16 protein-coding genes are annotated in these 18,113 nt (G+C 66.5%); 11 read left to right on the forward strand and 5 right to left on the reverse strand.

Going from position 1 to position 18,113, the window contains the following annotated elements; all coding sequences use genetic code 11:
* Positions 1-727 precede the first annotated feature (727 nt).
* The 5 genes from EGJ34_RS14290 to EGJ34_RS14310 all read left to right on the forward strand — a co-directional run bounded on the left by EGJ34_RS14290 (position 728) and on the right by EGJ34_RS14310 (position 7,644).
* Positions 728-1,627, forward strand: a complete 900-nt coding sequence (locus EGJ34_RS14290) for a hypothetical protein (protein WP_185750181.1) — start codon at positions 728-730, stop codon at positions 1,625-1,627.
* Positions 1,628-1,656: 29 nt separating this feature from the next.
* Positions 1,657-2,469 (forward strand): bifunctional DNA-formamidopyrimidine glycosylase/DNA-(apurinic or apyrimidinic site) lyase, encoded by an 813-nt coding sequence (gene mutM / locus EGJ34_RS14295; RefSeq protein ID WP_125361135.1) that lies wholly within the window; start codon positions 1,657-1,659, stop codon positions 2,467-2,469.
* A 62-nt stretch (positions 2,470-2,531) separates the two neighbouring features.
* Entirely contained in the window at positions 2,532-3,098 is a 567-nt protein-coding gene (locus EGJ34_RS14300) for an ECF-type sigma factor (protein WP_125361136.1), read from the forward strand.
* 30 nt (positions 3,099-3,128) lie between these two features.
* Positions 3,129-5,963 (forward strand): serine/threonine-protein kinase, encoded by a 2,835-nt coding sequence (locus EGJ34_RS14305; protein WP_125361137.1) that lies wholly within the window; start codon positions 3,129-3,131, stop codon positions 5,961-5,963.
* A 79-nt stretch (positions 5,964-6,042) separates the two neighbouring features.
* Entirely contained in the window at positions 6,043-7,644 is a 1,602-nt protein-coding gene (locus tag EGJ34_RS14310) for a glucan biosynthesis protein D (protein ID WP_125361138.1), read from the forward strand.
* Here EGJ34_RS14310 and EGJ34_RS14315 read toward each other — a convergent pair whose 3' ends face one another.
* Positions 7,645-8,265 (reverse strand): thymidine kinase, encoded by a 621-nt coding sequence (locus tag EGJ34_RS14315; protein ID WP_125361139.1) that lies wholly within the window; start codon positions 8,263-8,265, stop codon positions 7,645-7,647.
* A 22-nt stretch (positions 8,266-8,287) separates the two neighbouring features.
* Positions 8,288-8,968: a hypothetical protein gene (locus EGJ34_RS14320; protein ID WP_125361140.1), complete on the reverse strand. Its 681-nt coding sequence runs from the start codon at positions 8,966-8,968 to the stop codon at positions 8,288-8,290.
* Between the two features lie 116 nt (positions 8,969-9,084).
* On the opposite strand from EGJ34_RS14320, the gene EGJ34_RS14325 reads away from it, so the two are divergent.
* Entirely contained in the window at positions 9,085-11,061 is a 1,977-nt protein-coding gene (locus tag EGJ34_RS14325; RefSeq protein WP_125361141.1) for a UvrD-helicase domain-containing protein, read from the forward strand.
* 74 nt (positions 11,062-11,135) lie between these two features.
* A complete protein-coding gene (locus EGJ34_RS14330; RefSeq protein WP_125361142.1) occupies positions 11,136-11,666 on the forward strand; it encodes a GNAT family N-acetyltransferase in 531 nt (176 codons plus the stop codon).
* On the opposite strand, the gene EGJ34_RS14335 is transcribed toward EGJ34_RS14330, so the two are convergent.
* Genes EGJ34_RS14335 through EGJ34_RS14345 form a run of 3 tightly spaced genes read right to left on the reverse strand, consistent with a single transcriptional unit; the run spans position 11,667 to position 14,149 of the window.
* Entirely contained in the window at positions 11,667-12,335 is a 669-nt protein-coding gene (locus tag EGJ34_RS14335) for a DUF4276 family protein (protein ID WP_125361143.1), read from the reverse strand.
* Positions 12,332-13,459 (reverse strand): AAA family ATPase, encoded by a 1,128-nt coding sequence (locus EGJ34_RS14340; protein ID WP_125361144.1) that lies wholly within the window; start codon positions 13,457-13,459, stop codon positions 12,332-12,334. Before EGJ34_RS14340 ends, EGJ34_RS14335 begins: the two co-directional genes overlap by 4 nt.
* A 24-nt stretch (positions 13,460-13,483) precedes the next feature.
* A complete protein-coding gene (locus EGJ34_RS14345) occupies positions 13,484-14,149 on the reverse strand; it encodes a DUF480 domain-containing protein (protein WP_125361145.1) in 666 nt (221 codons plus the stop codon).
* A gap of 111 nt (positions 14,150-14,260) precedes the next feature.
* On the opposite strand from EGJ34_RS14345, the gene EGJ34_RS14350 reads away from it, so the two are divergent.
* The 4 genes from EGJ34_RS14350 (at position 14,261) to EGJ34_RS14365 (ending at position 17,992) form a co-directional block, all read left to right on the forward strand.
* Entirely contained in the window at positions 14,261-15,178 is a 918-nt protein-coding gene (locus EGJ34_RS14350) for a 5'-nucleotidase, lipoprotein e(P4) family (RefSeq protein ID WP_125361146.1), read from the forward strand.
* Positions 15,175-15,894, forward strand: a complete 720-nt coding sequence (pyrF, locus tag EGJ34_RS14355) for an orotidine-5'-phosphate decarboxylase (protein WP_125361147.1) — start codon at positions 15,175-15,177, stop codon at positions 15,892-15,894. Before EGJ34_RS14350 ends, pyrF begins: the two co-directional genes overlap by 4 nt.
* 215 nt (positions 15,895-16,109) lie before the next feature.
* Positions 16,110-16,943 (forward strand): serine protease, encoded by an 834-nt coding sequence (locus EGJ34_RS14360; protein WP_125361148.1) that lies wholly within the window; start codon positions 16,110-16,112, stop codon positions 16,941-16,943.
* An 80-nt stretch (positions 16,944-17,023) separates the two neighbouring features.
* On the forward strand, positions 17,024-17,992 hold the full coding sequence (locus tag EGJ34_RS14365) for a hypothetical protein (protein WP_125361149.1): 969 nt from the start codon (positions 17,024-17,026) through the stop codon (positions 17,990-17,992).
* The last annotated feature ends 121 nt before the right edge of the window (positions 17,993-18,113 follow it).

An 18,113-nucleotide genomic window follows, 5' to 3' on the forward strand; every position in this document is an offset into this window, starting at 1 on the left:
GGGGGACGTGACATAGGGAACCTCCAAGTGCGAGTAAATTATCGCTTCTTGGCGTCCGTTTCAGCGGGGCAGGTTCACTCCATCGACATTGAAGACCCCTCGCCGGGGAGGCGAGGCGGTCGGGAGGTTTACAGCCGCTCAACGAGACGGTGTGGCGTATTTCCCCCTCACGAGGGTGTTGTATTAACCACCCTCCCGACTCAGGGATGCACAAACAATTTTCGTTGAGGAAGGGCTGTAACACCCGGAGCGGACAGTGCTCGGTTCGACGAACAATTGAAATTGGCAAATGCGACAAGGAGTTGCGGAGGTTGGTCGTAATGGAGCCGTTGTCGGTTTTGGCCCGCGATTTTTGAGAGGCGCGTCCCAGTATTGAAGGAATCAATGGCGAACACAGGGTTGGATTTCGCGCTGATGGCGGGTTGGTCGGTGAAATGAAGTTGCGATTTGGGATGCGGCATGGACGCGATTGGCCCGCGTGGCCGCATCACTGCGCGTGATGTGTGATGGACGGCGGGGCTCCTTCGGTGCGGGTCATGCGTTACCGGGTGTGGAGAGGCTCTGTGCCGTCGTCTGTCGACCGACGCTACCAGCTCGATCTTCGTGTGAATCGAGCGACAGGTTGGCTCAAGTTCTACGTTTGCACGCCGATAGCGTCAGCGCGCAGCCGGTGCTGACTTCCTGGCTGCTCGCACAGGACGCTTTTAGATATCCCTTAAGGACACTCATGTACACCAGACTCCCCCTTTTTTCCGCCCTGCTGCTGGGCGGCCTCGTTGTGTCTGCACCGGCGTTGGCGACCGAGCCGGTCGTCACCGATGTGGTTGAATCCGCGCCGGCTATGGCAGCTGACGCACCTGTGGCACCTGTCGAGGAGACCGCCGCAGCCACTGCCGAGCAAGCGACCGAAGCCGTCGTCGTGGCCGATGCGCCCGAAGCCGTCACCGACGCTGCCGTCGAAGAAGAGCCGGCCCCGGTGGCAATAGCCCCGGCGTGGGAAGGGCTGGTGCCGGTTGAGGCCGAAATGCAGGTGGGTTCCAACGGTCAGCCGGTCGGCGACAGAACCCTGCGCGTGGTGCAGCGCTCCACCACCGGCAAGGTTGTGGCTGCGCAGGTGGCGATGTCGCTGTTCAGCGGTCACCTCGGCGGTGGCAGCACCTTCAAGAAGGATCAGTTGAAGGGCAGCCGCGTGAAGGAGATCGAGAACCCGGCGTTCGGCTACCTGCAGGACAAGGTGCGCGCCGCGCTGACGACCTATTTCACCGCCCATCCGGGTGCGCTGCCGGAAGAAGAGAAGCCGGTGGTCGCTACGGCCGATGCCTTCAACCTGATCTATCAGGAGCTGGACAATGCCGAAACCCAGTACGAGCTGCGTCAGACCGTGCACCTCGGTTTCCCGTATCGCCGTCGTCTGCTGACGCTGAAGCTGACTGGGGGTGAGGGTGTGCAGTGCGGGCAGGAAGCGCCGGCGACCGCCACGCTGGAGGCCTGGCAGGCGGATGATTACGCGCTGCTGAAGGAAACCGCACAGCGCAACGCGGATGCCTGCGTGGCGAAGTTCGTCGAGGTGCTGCCGACGTTGTTCCCGGACCGTGCGCCGGTGGCGACGGTCGAACAGGGCGTTTGACCGAGCGGCACCAGGGGTAGAATCCACGCATGCCCGAACTGCCCGAAGTAGAAACCACCCGCCGTGGCCTCGCGCCGCACCTGGAAGGCCGCCGAATTCATGGCGTGATCCTGCGTCGGCCGGACCTGCGCTGGCCGATTCCGGATGAAATCAGCACGCTGCTGCCGGGCCAGGCGATTGAAGGCGTGCGCCGCCGAGCCAAGTACCTGCTGCTGGACACCGCCATCGGCAGCGCGGTGCTGCACCTGGGCATGTCCGGCAGCCTGCGGGTGCTGCCGGGTGACACGCCGGTACGCGCCCACGATCACGTCGACATCAGCCTGGACAACGGCCGCCTGCTGCGCTTCAACGACCCGCGCCGGTTCGGCAGCCTGCTCTGGCAACCGGCGGGGCAGACCCACGAACTGCTGGCCGGGCTCGGCCCGGAACCGCTCGACGACGTCTTCGACGGTGACTACCTGTTCCAGCGCAGCCGTGGCCGCAAGGCCCCGGTGAAGACCTTCCTGATGGACCAGGGGATCGTGGTCGGGGTGGGCAACATCTATGCCGCCGAAAGCCTGTTCATGGCGGGCATCAACCCGCTGCGTGAAGCCGGCAAGATCTCGCGTGAGCGCTACCAGCGGCTGGGCGCGGCGGTGAAACAGATCCTCGGCCACGCCATCACCCGTGGCGGCACCACCCTGCGCGACTTCATCAACCCGGACGGTGCGCCTGGCTACTTCGAACAGGAGCTGCTGGTTTACGGGCGTGAAGGCGAGCCGTGCCGGCAGTGCGGTCGGCCCCTGCGCCACGCCACCATTGGCCAGCGCGCCAGTGTGTGGTGCAGCCATTGCCAGCGCTGAGTCGCACTTTTAGGCCCACGCGGGCGCTATAGTCGGCCCAACGTCACCGGCGGGGGTTTGGCATGGACGAAGGCCCGGATATCACGGTATGGCTGGATTCGGCCCGCTCGGGCGACCGTGCCGCGCTGGATCGGGTGCTGACCCTGCTGTATCAGGAACTGCACAGCATGGCCCGTCGCCAGCTCGCCGGTCAGCAGGGGCGTACGCTCGATGCCACATCGCTGGTACACGAGTCCTACCTGAAGCTGCTGGGCGCGCGGGGTGCGGCGCGCTTTGAAGACCGGGCCCACTTCTTCGCCTACGCCGCCTCGGCGATGCGCAGTGTGGTGGTGGACTACGCCCGCAACCGGCTGGCGCGCAAACGCGGCGGTGACCTGAAGCGGGTGGCGGAAATTCCCGAGAACAGCAGCAGCGGCGTGCGCCTGGACGAAGACCTGCTGGCGCTCGACGTAGCCCTGGCGCGGCTGCAGGCCGTGGACGGACATCTGGCCAAGGTGGTCGAGCTGCGTTACTTCGCGGGGTTGTCGGAACAGGAGATCGCCGACCTGTGCCAGCGATCGGAACGCAGCATCCGCCGCGACTGGCAGAAGGCGCGGCTGTTCCTGCTGGCGTCGGTACGCGAAGACTGAGTCGTTCAACGGCGGTCGGAGATCGATCGTATGGAAGCAGGGCGCTGGCAGCAGTTGTCGTCGCTGCTGGATCAGTTGCTGGAGTTGCCCCCCGACCAGCGCGCGGCGCGCCTGGCGCGGCTGCATGCGTCCGACCCGACCCTGGCCGAGGAGGTGAAGCGACTGCTGCAGCATGAAGCCGAAAGCGAGGACTTCATGGCGCAGCCGCTGTGGACGGCGGCTCCGGAAGACAGCCGCGAGGGAACCCGCATAGGTCCCTACCGGCTGCTGCGCCGGCTGGGTGAGGGGGGCATGGGCGAGGTCTGGCTGGCCGAACGCGCCGATGGTCTCTACGAACGCCAGGTGGCGCTGAAGCTGCTGCGCAGCGGCTACGCCGATCCTGGGCTGCGCCAGCGCTTCAGCCGCGAGCGCGAAATCCTGGCGCGCCTGCAGCATCCGCACCTGGCCCAGCTGCTGGATGCGGGCATCGACCTGCAGGGGCAGCCGTATCTGGCCCTGGCGTATGTGGAAGGCGAACCGATCACCGACTACTGCCAACGCCAGCAGCTGCCGCTGGAGCGACGGCTGAAACTGATGCAGCAGGTGTGTGCGGTGGTCAGCCATGCCCACGCCAACCTGATCGTGCATCGCGACCTGAAGCCCTCGAACATCCTGGTCACTGCCGACGGCGAGGTGAAGCTGCTGGACTTCGGCATTGCCAAGCTGCTCGATGACGATCAGCCGCGTGACATCGGGACGCATCCACCGACCGAAGCACGCGCCTTCACCCTGCACTACGCCGCACCCGAGCAGGTGCGCGGCGAACCCGTGACGACATTGACCGATGTGTACTCGCTGGGGGTGGTGCTGTTCGAGGTGATCACCGGACGCAAGCCCTATCGCCTTCGGCGGCTCAGCGACGCCGAGTGGGAGCGCTCGATTCTGGAAGTAAATGCGCCGCGCGCCTCCAGCCTGCTGCTGCGCGCCGAAACGGCCCCGTCTCCCGCCACCCGCCGGCTGGCGCGCCGGCTGCGCGGCGACATGGATACGATCCTGCTCAAGGCGCTGCAGAAGGAACCGGCGCAGCGCTACGCCTCGGTGGAGGCGCTTTCGCAGGACGTGCAGCGCTTTCTGGAGGGAAGACCCATCCATGCGCGGCCGCAGCGCGCGTTGTACCGGCTGCGCAAATACCTGGGACGTCACCGCTGGGGTGTGGCGCTGGGGGCGGTGAGCGTGGTGGCCCTGCTCGCACTGGCGGTGCTGGCGCTGTGGCAGATGCAGCAGGCACGGCGCGAGATCGCGCGTGCGCAGGCGATGCAGGACTTCACCATCGGTTTGTTCGACCGCGCCGCCAGCGTGCGCCACGGCAGCTTCGACGTGCGCCAGATGCTGGCCACCGGGCAACAGCGCGGCGAAGCCGAACTGGCCGACCAGCCGTTGCCGTTGGCTGACCTGGAAGGGGTGATCGGGCGGCTGCGGATCGGGCTGGGCGATTACCAGCTGGCCCTGCAGACGCTGGACCGGCAGCGCGCGCTGCTGGAGCAGGTGGACGACGTACCGCCCGAACTCCAGATCGAAGCGGTCACCCAGCGAGGGCGCGCGCTGCGCATGCTGGGACGCTCACGCGAATGCGTGGCCCACCTGGGCCCGATGCAGGCGTTGGCCACGCAGTACCAGCAGGCATTCCCCTCTCTCGTGGCCGAGTATCACGCCCAGCTGGGCCGCTGCCAGCAGCTGCTGGGCTACCGCCGCCCCGCGCGTGAGGCGTTCGGCCAGGCACTGACCCTGCGCAGGGACGTGCTCAAGGACACCACCGGCACTGCAGAAAGCCTGGCCGACCTGGCCGCACTGGACAGCGATGAGGGCCACACGCAGGCCGCGCTGGCCGGCTACCGCCATGCCCTGCAGCTGTTGCAGCTGCGCACCAGCGAACGCGATCCGCAGCGCGTCACCCTGCGCCGCCACCTAGGTGAAACGCTGGCAGCACAAGGTGATCTCGACGCCGCCTCGCAGCACCTCCACCTGGCCTGGACAGACGCGGTGAGCCTGTATGGGCCGGACCATCCGGAAACCCTGGGCATACGCCGCCTGCGTGGCACGCTGGCCCTGCAACGCGGTGACCTGGCGCAGGCCGAAGCGACCCTGCGCGAAGTGCACCGGCTGACCCGCCAGGCACTCGGCGAACAGCACCGCGACACCGGGGCCAGCTGGAACGCAATGGGGCTGCTGGCACGCGAGCGGGGCGACACCGATCGCGCGGTGGAGGACTTCGCCCGCGCGGTGGCGATCTGGCGCCAGCCTGACTGCGTGGGCCTGCTGCCGCAGGGGTTGTACGACTATGGCGTGGCCCTGGCCGACGCCGGTCGCTGGGAAGAGGCGCTGGCGGCGCTGCGCGAGGGTCGCCAATGGCTGGCCTCGCAGCGCGGCGAGGACGACCCGCTGGTGCAGCGCGCGGACTGGCGCATGGCCGACATCATGGGGGCCAGGGTGGACCCGGTGGATGCCGGGCAGCGCCTTGCGGCGCTGATGCGGCGCTCACCGCGAGGCGGTCCGGAGGCGGTGCTGCAGCAGCGCGCGGTGCAGCTCGCCTGGGCGCGCAACCTGGTCCGCCTGGGGCAGACGGTGGAGGCCGAGCGGGTCCTCGCACAGGTGGTCGACGTGGACGGCAGTGATCTGCGCACCGAGCAGCTGCGCTGGCGCGCGCGCCTGCTGCAGGGCCAGCTTCGCTGCAGCCAGGCTCCGCCGCGTGGCCGCGCGGCGTTGCTGCTGCTGCGCGATGACGTGCGCAGGCAGCGCCCGGAGGGCGGGCGGGTGGCGCGCAGCATCGAGCTCGCCCTGGAGGCGTGCAGCGACAGCGCGCTGCATACCGTCGCCTCGCGAGACTGAACGGTCCCCATTCATCTCAGCGGCGATTTAACGTTCGCGTGCCTATGATGGCCGGCCCTCTCCTGCCGTGCTGCCCCGCATGCAACGACGCGACTTCCTCCGCAACGCTTCCCTGGCCCTGGCGGCTATCGGCTTTCCCGCGCTGCCGGCCTGCGCCGCACAAGGCAACCAGGTGGGCCTGCGCCGGCTCGGCCAGCCGCAGCCGTTCGATTTCGCCACGCTGAAGGGGCAGGCCCGCGCGCTGTCTGAAGCGGCTTACAAGAGCCACCGGCGCACGCTGCCGGGCCCGCTGGAGGCGCTGGACTGGGACCAGTACCAGTCGATCCGCTACCGCCAGGACCACGCCCTGTGGGCCGACCAGCCGGGCCGCTTCCAGGCCAAGTTCTTCCACCTGGGCCTGTACTTCCATTCGCCGGTGCGGATGTTCGACGTGGTCGACGGCATGGCGCAGGAACTGGCCTATGACCCGGCTGCGTTCGACTACGGCAAAAGCGGACTGAAAGGCAGCCACCTGCCCGCCGACCTGGGCTTTGCCGGCTTCCGCCTCAACACCCGCCAGGACACCGACCGCGACTTCGCCGCGTTCCTGGGTGCCAGCTATTTCCGCGCGGTCGGCAGGGAAGGCCAGTATGGCCAGTCCGCGCGCGGCCTCGCCATCGACACCGGCATGGACCGTCCGGAGGAGTTCCCGGACTTCATCGCCTACTTCCTCGAACAGCCCGCCAAGGACTCCAACACGCTGGTGGTGTACGCCCTGCTGGATTCGCCCAGCGTGGCCGGTGCTTACCGCTTCGCCATCACCAACGGCGACGTGCTGCTGATGGACGTGGACGTGGCGTTGTACCCGCGCAAGACCATCGAGCGGCTCGGCATCGCCCCCTGCACCAGCATGTACCAGGTCGGCGAGAACGACCGCCGCATGGCCTGGGACTGGCGCCCGGAGATCCACGATACCGATGGCCTGTCGATGTGGACCGGAGCCGGCGAGTGGATCTGGCGACCGCTGAGCAACCCGCGCCAGCTGCGCTTCAACATGTTCGTGGACAACAATCCCAAGGGCTTCGGACTGCTGCAGCGCGACCGCAACTTCGACCACTACCAGGATGATGGCGTGTTCTACGAGAAGCGCCCGTGCCTGTGGGTGGAGCCGAAGGGGCAGTGGGGCAGGGGCTCGGTGCAGCTGGTGGAGATCCCCACCGTGGACGAAACCTTTGACAACATCGTGGCGTTCTGGAATCCGGAAGCGAAACCGCAGCCGGGCCAGGAGATGCTGCTGGGCTATCGCCTGTACTGGGGAGCCGAGCCGCCGGCGCGACCGCCGCTGGCCCACGCCGTGGCCACCCGCACCGGGCTGGGCGGGGTGATCGGCAAGAAGCGCGAGTACTTCTCGTGGCGCTTCGCGGTGGATTTCGAAGGCGGCGAGCTGGCCTCGCTGATCGACAAGGGCGAAGTGGAAGCGGTGGTGCAGACCAGCCGTGGCCGCACCGAGATCGTCTCGGCACGCCCGCTGCGCGAGATCAAGGGTTACCGCGCCATGTTCGATCTGGTGCCGCCGGACAACAGCACCGACCAGATCGACATCCGCCTGTACCTGCGCAGTGGCGGCAAGACGCTGACGGAGACGTGGTTGTATCAGTACAACCCGCCACCGGCCGGCGCGCCGGAGCGGACATTGTATTGATTACAACGGTAATGCCGCCTGCATCGGGTCAATCCGGCCCTCGCCCCGCGTGATCTTTTTGAACTCGGCGCGGCTGACCGACACGTAGCGTTCGTTGCCGCCGATCTCCACCTGCGGACCGTCCTGCACCGCGTGGCCGTGTTCGTCCACGCGTACGGTCATGGTCGCCTTCTTGCCGCTGTGGCAGATGGTTTTGATCTCCTGCATCTCGTCGGCCCAGGCCAGCAGGTACTGGCTGCCCTCGAACAGCTCGCCGCGGAAGTCGGTACGCAGTCCGTAGCACAGCACCGGAATGCGCAGCTGGTCGACCACCTCGCTGAGCTGCCAGACCTGGCTGCGGCTGAGGAACTGGGCCTCGTCCACCAGCACGCAGCCCAACGGGCCGTGTGCTGACAGGTCCTCGCGGATGAGTTGCTCCAGGTCCGTCTCGCGGTCAAAAGCCACGCCGTCGGCCTTCAGCCCGATTCTGGAGGCCACCACGCCGCGCCCGGCGCGGTCGTCCAGCCGCGGGGTCAGGATCGCCACCCGCATGCCGCGCTCGCGATAGTTGTGCGCCGACTGCAGCAGCGTGGTGGTCTTGCCGGCGTTCATCGCCGAATAGTAGAAGTAGAGCTTGGCCATGGGCCAATTCTACGGCGAGGGGCTAGTCGCTGGCGCTACCGGCGCGCGCCAGCGCCTCGTCCTGCCATTGCCGATAGGCGACCGGATCCCAGTAGCGGGCCTTGCGGAACTCCTCCGGGCTGAGCGTACGTGCGCCGACAATGCCGCGCGACTGGCTGCGCATCGACCCGTCCCAGCCGGCCCGGCTCCCGGTGACGTCACGCGCACCGACCCGCAACTCGCGTTCCATTCGCGGCCATGCGGTGGGATCGCCGTACTCGGCATAGAGCTTCCGCCCCTCTTCGATGGCGCGTTGGCGCTCGGCAGCATCCAGGGCATTCCAGTAGGCCTCGCGCTGTGCCAGCAGCCAAGGCGTTCCACGTTCAGCGGCAAGGTCCATCCAGACGTAGCCCAACGCGCGATCCACGTCACCGCCCTTGCCCTCCCAATAAAGTTCGGCCAACGCCGCCTGGGACAGCTTGTCTGCATAGCTGGCCGCGATCCTGAACTGCTCGCGGGCCTCCTCGTAGCGGCCGCGCTGGCGCGCCGCCACACCCGCCTTGCGCATGCGCAGGTCCGGGTGCGCCATCAGAAAGCCCTCCGACTGCGTCACCTCGGCTTCGTACGGGTCGGTGACCGGATGCTCCGCAGCGTGAGCCACGGGCAGGGCCAGCAGGGACAGCATCACGCCGAAGGTACGACCGGCAGCAGTGAACGGCTTCATGCACCACACTCCCTTGTTCGCAGTTTCCTGAATACTCCAGGCTTGGGCCACATGCAAGCCGGCCGTCCGTCCAGTGGCGTGAAGCCCGGTACAATGCCGCCGGTTACGGAGTAGGCATGCACGGTCTCAACCCCCCTCAACGCGCCGCAGTCCTGCACTGCGAAGGTCCCCTGCTGGTGCTGGCTGGCGCGGGCAGCGGCAAGACGCGCGTCATCGTGGAAAAGATTGCCCAGCTGATCGCCAGCAGGCGCTACCCGGCGCGCCGCATTGCCGCGATCACCTTCACCAACAAGTCCGCCAAGGAAATGCGCGAGCGTGTGGCCAAGCGCCTGCACGGAAGCGACGCGGACGAGGTCACCATCTGCACCTTCCACGCGCTGGGACTGAAATTCCTGCAGATCGAGCACGCCGCGGTCGGCCTCAAGCGCGGCTTCTCGATCTTCGACGCCGATGACGCCACCTCGCAGGTCAAGGACCTGATGTATGGGGCCAAGCCGGACGACATCGAAGATGTGAAGAACCTGATCTCGCGCGCCAAGAATGCCGGCCTTTCGCCGGAGCAGGCGATGGCGGCCGCACGCAGCAACCGCGAGAAAGAAGCGGCCAGCGTGTACGAGCGCTATCAGCTGCGCCTGACCGCCTTCAACGCGGTCGACTTCGATGATCTGATCCGGCTGCCGGTACAGGTTCTGGAAGAACAGCCGGAGATCGCGCTGGCCTGGCGCGAGCGCATCGGCTACCTGCTGGTCGACGAATGCCAGGATACCAACGACGCCCAGTACCGGCTGCTCAAGCAGCTGGCCGGCAGCGCGGGCAACTTCACCTGCGTGGGCGATGACGACCAGTCCATCTACGCCTGGCGCGGTGCCAACCCGGAAAACCTGCAGCAGATGGCGCGCGACTACCCTGCGCTGGAAATCATCAAGCTCGAGCAGAACTACCGCTGCTCCAACCGCGTGCTGCGCGCGGCCAACGCGCTGATTGCCAACAATCCGCACGAGCACCTGAAGAAGCTGTGGAGCGACCAGGCCGACGGCGAGCGCATCCGCGTGTGGGAATGCCGCAACAGCGAGCATGAAGCGGAGAAGGTGGCCGCCGAGATCTCCTATCTGGCGACCTCCAAGCAGATCCCGTGGAGCGATTTCTGCATCCTGTTCCGCGGCAACTTCCAGTCGCGGCCGCTGGAAAAAGCGCTGCAGCTGGTGCGCGCGCCGTACCACATCACCGGTGGCACCGCGTTTCTTGAACGCCAGGAAGTGAAGGACACGCTGTCGTGGCTGCGCCTGCTGGTGAACCCGGATGACGATACCGCGTTCATGCGCGCGGTGCAGTCGCCCAAGCGCGAAGTCGGCGCGGGCACCCTGGCCAAGCTGGCTGAACTGGCTTCTGAAAAAGACATGCCGATGGCGCATGCCGCCGAGGCGATTGGCGCGCTGGCCCAGCTGCCGCCGCGCGCGGCCAACAGCCTGAGCCGGTTCACCGACATCCTGCGCGACCTGCGCGCCGGCATGCCCCAGCTCAGCTCGGGCGACCTGGTGCGCAAGCTGGTGAAGGATTCCGGGCTCGTGTCTGAACTGCGCAGCAGCTGCAAGGAGGAGTCCACCTACCAGCGTCGCCTGGGCAACCTGGAGGAGCTGGCGCAGTGGTTCGAGGGCGGCCCGCGTGGCGCGTCCACTGCCGACCTTGCCGCGCAGCTGGCGTTGCTGTCGCGCAACGACAAGGACGACGGCGGCAACCAGGTGCGGATGATGACCCTGCATGCCTCCAAGGGGCTGGAGTTCCCCTATGTGTTCATCGTCGGCTGCGAGGACGGCGTGCTGCCGCACCAGGTCAGCCTGGACGAAGGCACCCTGCAGGAAGAACGCCGGCTGCTGTACGTCGGTATCACCCGCGCCAAGGTGCAGCTGTGGATGAGCTACAGCAAGCTCACCCGCAAGTTCGGTGAGCACGTGCGGCTCAAGCCCAGCCGCTTCTTCGACGAGATTCCGGCTGAGGAAATGCAGCGCGATGGGGCTGATCCCGTCGCCGATGCGGCGCGTAAGAAAGAACGCGCCAACGCCGGCCTCGCCGCGATCCAGGCGTTGTTTGACTGATGTAGTGCCGGGCTTGCCCGGCACCGCCGCATTCCATGCACAATCCATGGCATGTCATTACGCCTGGTAACCGCATGTCCGCCCTGATCCAGACCGACCGCCTGCACCTGCGCCTGATCGACCCTGACCACGACGCGGCCGACATGCTGGCCCTGCTCAACGAGCCCGGCTTCATCCGCAACATCGCCGACCGCGGCGTACGCACGCTGGCGCAGGCGCGTGACTATACCGCCGAGCGCGTGCTGGGCAGTTACACGCTCAACGGGTTCGGCATGTACGCGATCATCCGCCGCAGCGATGGCGCGTGGTTGGGCAATGCCGGGCTGGTCAAGCGTCCGGAGCTGCCCGGGCCGGACATAGGCTATGCGTTGAAGGCGCAGTATGAAGGGCAGGGGTATGCGTTCGAGGCGGCACGTGGCGTGCAGCATTACGCACGTGACCGGTTGGGGTATCCCGAGCTGTACGGCATCGTGGCCCCGCATAACGAACGCTCGGCGGCGCTGTTGCAGAAGCTGGGAATGGAGCCGCGCGGTCGATTGCGGCTGCCGCCGCCGGTGGATGAAGAGGTACTGGTGTTTGCCACGCCAGGTGCGGCGGAGGTCTGACTAGGGGCCCAGGGCTTCAAGCTCTGACACCCACTGGTCGAACAATCCGCATGCCTGCCGGATATCGGGCAAACCAATTTCCAGAGCGGCGCTGATGCCGTGAAGTGGCTTCTGGTATCCGCGCATGATCTGGCTGATTCGCTTTGACGGAGCGGTCAGAACACTGTCATTGATGTGCTCGGGGGTGGCAAATGCATTTCGGATTGCTTGAAGCGGAGTCGTCAAGGTGGGTTCCCCCATGCCCGCTGCAAAACGGACAGGGCATGAGAAGAGCAGTCCCTCAAACTCGTACATCTGCACATAGGGAATGAAGCGGCGCGCCGCGTCCTGCCCAAGCGCATCAGCGACTTTTTGGCCGAAAGAAGTACAGAAGTGGATGTATTTCCTCTCAGGAAGCCAGCCCGCACTTGCGTCAGCACGCCCAGGAAAGTCCGAATGGATCCCGTAGTAGTCGAAAAGTGTCGTGCAATACGCGGAACTGTCGCCCAGGACCAGATTCTTTATATCGACGAGCACCCTCTCGAACTTCACGTTCCCACCTTGGTGTCCGCGCGTGCCGATCAGTCTGGGAAACAGGTAAACCCCGAACGTCCACAGATGCGGGGCAAGGACATCGTTGACGAAAGACTCTTCCGTCTGACCTTCGCAGATAACGAAGACTCTGATCATGCTCTGGGCCGGCCTCCCAGAACGTTCTTCTCCCAGAGTTCTCCAAGCGAATAGTCTTCAAGCCAACTCGCCAGTTCTTCCGAATCCAGACGCTTGAACACCGTACCTCCATCCTCACGCTCAACGATGATCAGATCATCTGGTGCGAACTCATCAACCAGCGGTACAGACTGTGTCGACACGATCACCTGCATGCGGCTGGCAGCTGACTTGAGCAGCGACCCCAAGAGCGTGATCGCATAAGGGTGTAGGCCCAACTCGGGCTCGTCGATGATGATGGTGGAGGGTGGGTTGGGCTGAAGAAGAGCCGTCACCAGGCAGATGAAACGGATCGAGCCGTCGGAAAGCTGGCTGGGAGAGAAGTTGTACTTGCTGCCAATCTGGCGCCAGTTCAAGCGAACTGTTTCGTCCTCGGATCTGTCCACTCGAGGCCGCAGTCTGAAATCATCAAAGTAAGGAATGGCAAGGCGAATCGTCCGACGGATGTTCTCGTAGACGTCGACATCTTCGCGCTGAAGTCGATACAGGAAAGCCGCCAGGTTACCGGCGTCGGATGCGAGCTCCTCGCCGTTCTCAACCGAGCCGGAGCGCTTTACCAGCGCGGTTTCGCTGGTGTCGTGGAAGTGATACACCTTCCAATTTGAGATGGAATCAAAGCAGTACGCGGCGGCATCTCGTCGAAACCCTGCTTCGAGTGCATTGCGCGACCGTGCTTGCGAAAGCTTGGCCTCCGAATAACCATCTCCCAACGTAATCCAGGCATCACCAAACTGCGGCCCTTTGAAGTAAAGCTTTTCCTCAGCGATAAGGAAGGCTTCTTCGCTGGTGGGCTGCAGGCGAAACTTGTAGCCATTCAGCCCGAACTTGACGAATGAACTGATCTCGGATGTCTCCTTCACCCCGAAGCTCAGTACACGATCAGCGGAACCCTGATTCAACGTCCAAGCCTTGAGCTGTCCGTCCATCATGCTGCCGAGCATCTGGAAGTAGGAGACGAAGCTGCTCTTGCCGGCACCATTGGCACCGAGCAGTACATTGAGGTTCGAGAGTTCAAACCGATCCAGTGAACGAATCGACTTGAAGCCCTTGATGGTGAGCTCCGAGATCGGGTTCTTGCGGCTCATGCGGATCCCGCTCCTATGACCGGGTCAGTTTACGGTACCGATGCGTTCCATCAAGCCGGCCACCTGTGCCTGAAGTTCTGCGACTGTCGCTTCCAGCTCCGCCACCCGCGCCTCCAACGCGGCACTTCCACCGCCCGCCGCCGGTGCCGCCTTATACGCCTCCGCCAGCGCCTCCACATCCACCGGCCCACCCAGCAGGTGCATGAAGCGGTCCTCGCGCTGCCCACTGGCACGCGGCAGCTGTACCGCCAGTCCGCGCTGGATCATCCGCTCCAGGTGGTGGCGCAGTTCGTCGGCGTCCTGGAACTGGAACAGGCGCTCGCTGCGGGTCAGCAGCTCGCCGCTGGTCTGCGGCCCGCGCAGCAGCAACAGGCCCAGCAGAGCCAGCTGCTGGCGGGTCAGGTCCAGCGCGCTGCCGGCGCGGTGCTCGAAGCGCTCGGCCCGCGAGGAGAACTGCTGCCGCGCCAGGCCCAGGCCCTCCAGCTGGCGCAGCGCATGGTGCACGTCCCCGGCCGACAGCTGCATCACCGGCTCACGCGCGGTCTTCTGGTTGGCCGCCACCTGGGTGGCGTTCACGGTCAGCGGGTAGGCGTCCGGGGTGGTCGCCTCCTTCTCGATCAGGCAGCCCAGCGCACGGGCCTGGGCCGCGTTCAGCACGGGCAGGGCGGGGGTCGGGGTGTCGTCGTTCACGGGCGCGCTCCGGGGCGTTCAGGGGCGTGCAGCATAGCCGAGCGCTGCAGCGGCCATGAACCGCAGGGCCTTACCCGGTAAACTGGCGCGAATCTGTTGCTGGTGAGCCACATGCGTCGTACTGCTGCCGTTTCCCTGTCCGTTCTTGCCTGCGCCGTGATGGCGCTGAGCGCCTGCAAGCGCACCGAGGCCCCTGCGGCCACGGCCGAGGCTGCTCCGACTGCCGCCGCTGTCGCGCCTGGGGCCGCCGATGCCACGGCCAACGACAACCTCAACGCGGTGCTGTGGATGCAGCGGTCGCAGGAATACCGTGCCATCACCGAGCAGACCTACCGCTCGGCGGCCGACCACCTGGACAAGGCGCTGAAGGAAGCCAACTGGGACGCGCTGGTGCCGGAAGAACGCGGCAACGACGCCAAGGGCCTGAAGCCGGCGGTGGTGCTGGACGTGGACGAAACCGTTCTCGACAACTCGCCCTACCAGGCGCGCCTGGTCCGCGACGGCAAGGAATACGACGAAGTGACCTGGGCGCAATGGGTGGCCGAGAAGAAGGCCAAGGCCATTCCGGGTGTGGTTGATTTCGCCAAGGCCGCCAATGCCAAGGGCGTGACCCTGCTGTACATCTCCAACCGTGCCGTGCACCTGAAGGAAGCGACCCTGGCCAACCTGCGCAGCGAAGGCCTGCCGGTGGCCGACGACAGCGTGTTCCTCGGCCTGGGCACGGTGGTGGAAGGCTGCGAGCAGAACGGCAGCGAGAAGAACTGCCGCCGCCGTCTGGCCGGGCAGAAGTACCGCGTGCTGATGCAGTTCGGCGACCAGCTGGGTGACTTCGTGGAAGTCACCGCCAACACCAACGAGGCCCGCGACGCCCTGCAGCAGCAGTACCACGACTGGTTCGGCGAGCGCTGGTGGATGCTGCCCAACCCGAGCTACGGCGGCTATGAACCGGCCCAGTTCAACAACGACTACAGCCAGTCGCGCCAGGCCCGCCATGACGCCAAGCGCGCTGCACTGGACTACGCACCGTGAGCCGCGCGCCGCTGCCTCTGCGGGACGACGAGCGCCTGATCTTCGCGCTCGACGTGCCCGGCCAGGACGAAGCGCTGGCCTGGGTCGACCGGCTTGGCGATTCGGTGTCGTTCTACAAGATCGGCATGGAACTGCTGGCCTCCGGTGAGTACTTCCAGGTGCTTGATGCGCTCGCGGCGCGCGACAAGCGCGTGTTCGTCGACCTGAAGTTCTTCGACATTCCGGCCACCGCTGCGGCGGTGATCAAGCGGCTGTCGCAGTGGCCGGTCAGCTACGCCACCATCCACGGCTGGCACCCCGCCATGATGGAGGCCTGCGCCGCGGCCAACAGCAGCGAGATGCGTCTGCTGGCGGTGACCGTGCTGACCTCGATGGGCCATGACGACCTGCGCGGCATGGGCATCGACCGTGAACCGGTGCAGGTGGTGGTCGAGCGCGCGCTGGCCGCGAAAGCGGCCGGCATCGACGGAGTGATCGCCTCCGGCCAGGAGGCCGCGCCGATCCGCGCCGCTACCGGCAGCGGTTTCTCCATCGTCTGCCCGGGCATCCGTCCGGGCGGTCCAGCCGGAGATGACCAGAAGCGCACCGTGGGCGTGGCGCAGGCCTTTGCCGACGGAGCCGACGCGATCGTGGTCGGCCGTCCGATCCGGTTGGCCGCCGATCCGCGTGCGGCGGCACGGGCCATCCAGGATGAAATCCGCAACGCTCGGCGGTAGGGAATCCCCCACACGGCGGAACCACGTCCCGGTTCTGCTGTGAACTCGCATCCAGTATTGAAGCCATCAATCGGGACGCAGGCCCGGCCGCGCCAGAAATCGTGACCGGGTTCTCGTTTCCTTGTCCGCCCTTTGCCGTCGAATCGACCCCGACCTGCCCGCATCCACCCGGCGAGGCGAGGGTCGATTCCAAACTCTGCAAAGGATGTTGCTGCATGTACAGCACTTACCGCCCGGCGCTGCTCGCCGCGCTCGTCACCACGCTGCTCCCGCTGTCAGCCCTCGCTGCGCCGGTTCTGCCCCCCGTCCCGGCCGACAACGCGTCGCGCATCATTGGCGGGGAGGACGCCGAGCCCGGCCAGTACCCCTTCATGGTCAGCCTGCAGCGCCTGCGCCGCGGCGACTCGGACCACCAGCGGCACAGCTGCGGGGCCACGCTGATCTCGCCCTCGTGGGTGCTCACCGCAGCGCACTGCGTGGATGATGTCGGCGCGAAGGACCTGGCCGCCGCCGCCGGACTGCACACCCTGGACACCGCGCCACGGCGAAGAACCTCCAACGTCAAGGCGGTCCACGTGCATCCCGCCTACGATCCCAACACGCTGGTCAACGACGTGGCGCTGGTCCAGCTGAAGCGCCCGCTGTCCAAGGCTGAAACCGCCGACATCCTGCTCAGGGGCGACGGCAGCTACCTGCGTCCTGGCCGCTCGTTCACGGTCACCGGCTGGGGCGTGACCGACATGGACGCCGACGCACTGCCTACCGTGCTGCAGACGGTGCAGGTACCGTTCGTGGGCTTCAAGCAGTGCAGCGAGGCCTATCCCGACCTGCAGGCGGGCACCGCCATCTGCGCCGGTGCCGAAGGCGTCGACAGCTGCCAGGGCGACTCGGGGGGGCCGCTGATGGTGCAGCGGCAGGGTCGCTGGACCGTGCTGGGCACGGTCAGCTGGGGTGAGGGCTGTGCCCTGCCGGGCCTGCCCGGGGTCTACGCCCGGCTCTCCAACGGCCATGTGCGTGACTTCATCCAGGCCACCTGGACCGGCGACTGAGGTCGCCCGGACGGCGGCGCGGTAGACGCCGCCGTCCACCCCGGGTGAAGATGCGGGCCGGTCCGGGGAGTCCGAAGTTCATGTCCATGCCGTTGATGCCGGGGCGTTGTCGCCACTGGGTGCTGTCGCTGTCGCTCTGTGGGGCGGTGTTGCTGACTGGCTGCAAAGGAGACGCCATCGATCCGGCCGCGCCGGCGTCGGAACCGGTGGCGGCGCTGCAGCAGCTGGCCGCACACGTCGCCGATGACGACCTGGTGGCCTACGCCCGGGCGGCAGTCCCGCCCGATCAGTACGCGCGGCTGGAAGCGGCCTGGGCGGCGGGCCACAGCCGTTGGCCGCTGACCGAACTGCCTCTGGATGGGCAACTGCTGCCACTGCTGTCGACGTTGTCCCAGCCCGACGCCGCGCAGCGGCTGCAGCGCTCGTTCAATGCACAGATGGCCGGGCAGGCCACCGGGGTGCGCCAGGCCGCACATTCGATGGGCCTGTTCGGCGTGCAGTATCTGCGCAACCAGGCAGATTACAGCGAGGCCGAACGCGCCCACTACGTGCAGCTGGTCGAGGTCCTGAGCCGCTGGGCTGCCGCTGCGCCGTTGACCGACAAGCAGCGCGCCACCACCACCATTACCCTGCTGACCGCGACCGCCCGCACCACCGGCCTGAGCACGGACGCGCAGCTGCAGGCGGCCGGCATGGAACAGAGCCTGCGCCAGCTGGGTCCGTTCCTGAAGGCGTTCAAGACCGCTCTGGCCAGTTACGGCCTGTCGCTGGACACGTCACTACGCGAGCTGCGCGGTGAGCTGCTCCGCCAGGACGGGGACACCGCCGTCGTCCATGTCCAGTACCCGCTGGCCACCGAAACCATCGACGCGGAGGTGCACATGACCCGCCGCCAGGGCCGCTGGTACCTGACCCGGGTACTGGAGGACACCGATGCCCTGTTGGCTGCGGCCGATGCGGCCAAAGCTGAACAGGATGCGGCGAAAGCGGCCGAAGCAGAGGCCGCCGCGCAGGTCAAGGACGATGCTTCTGCACCGGCTAAGCCATAATGAAGCCGATGCCGAACCAGAATTCCCTGCCTTTTCCCGGCGAAGAGCCGCCCAAGACGCCCGACACCGCGGCGTCGCCCGACACCGCACCCGTGACCCCGGCCGCCGCCGAGGCTGCGCC

The sequence above is a fragment of the Stenotrophomonas sp. 278 genome (assembly GCF_003935715.1).
Lineage (GTDB): Bacteria > Pseudomonadota > Gammaproteobacteria > Xanthomonadales > Xanthomonadaceae > Stenotrophomonas > Stenotrophomonas maltophilia_AH.

What these genes read in the sequence shown, in the direction of transcription:
- EGJ34_RS14340 (WP_125361144.1), bottom strand. Translation starts at nt 13,459, where the DNA reads ATGAGCCGCAAGAACCCGATCTCGGAGCTCACCATCAAGGGCTTCAAG.
- EGJ34_RS14310 (WP_125361138.1), top strand. Translation starts at nt 6,043, where the DNA reads ATGCAACGACGCGACTTCCTCCGCAACGCTTCCCTGGCCCTGGCGGCT.
- EGJ34_RS14350 (WP_125361146.1), top strand. Translation starts at nt 14,261, where the DNA reads ATGCGTCGTACTGCTGCCGTTTCCCTGTCCGTTCTTGCCTGCGCCGTG.
- EGJ34_RS14365 (WP_125361149.1), top strand. Translation starts at nt 17,024, where the DNA reads ATGTCCATGCCGTTGATGCCGGGGCGTTGTCGCCACTGGGTGCTGTCG.
- EGJ34_RS14335 (WP_125361143.1), bottom strand. Translation starts at nt 12,335, where the DNA reads ATGATCAGAGTCTTCGTTATCTGCGAAGGTCAGACGGAAGAGTCTTTC.
- mutM (WP_125361135.1), top strand. Translation starts at nt 1,657, where the DNA reads ATGCCCGAACTGCCCGAAGTAGAAACCACCCGCCGTGGCCTCGCGCCG.
- EGJ34_RS14325 (WP_125361141.1), top strand. Translation starts at nt 9,085, where the DNA reads ATGCACGGTCTCAACCCCCCTCAACGCGCCGCAGTCCTGCACTGCGAA.
- EGJ34_RS14300 (WP_125361136.1), top strand. Translation starts at nt 2,532, where the DNA reads ATGGACGAAGGCCCGGATATCACGGTATGGCTGGATTCGGCCCGCTCG.
- EGJ34_RS14360 (WP_125361148.1), top strand. Translation starts at nt 16,110, where the DNA reads ATGTACAGCACTTACCGCCCGGCGCTGCTCGCCGCGCTCGTCACCACG.
- EGJ34_RS14320 (WP_125361140.1), bottom strand. Translation starts at nt 8,968, where the DNA reads ATGAAGCCGTTCACTGCTGCCGGTCGTACCTTCGGCGTGATGCTGTCC.
- EGJ34_RS14315 (WP_125361139.1), bottom strand. Translation starts at nt 8,265, where the DNA reads ATGGCCAAGCTCTACTTCTACTATTCGGCGATGAACGCCGGCAAGACC.
- EGJ34_RS14330 (WP_125361142.1), top strand. Translation starts at nt 11,136, where the DNA reads ATGTCCGCCCTGATCCAGACCGACCGCCTGCACCTGCGCCTGATCGAC.
- EGJ34_RS14290 (WP_185750181.1), top strand. Translation starts at nt 728, where the DNA reads ATGTACACCAGACTCCCCCTTTTTTCCGCCCTGCTGCTGGGCGGCCTC.
- EGJ34_RS14305 (WP_125361137.1), top strand. Translation starts at nt 3,129, where the DNA reads ATGGAAGCAGGGCGCTGGCAGCAGTTGTCGTCGCTGCTGGATCAGTTG.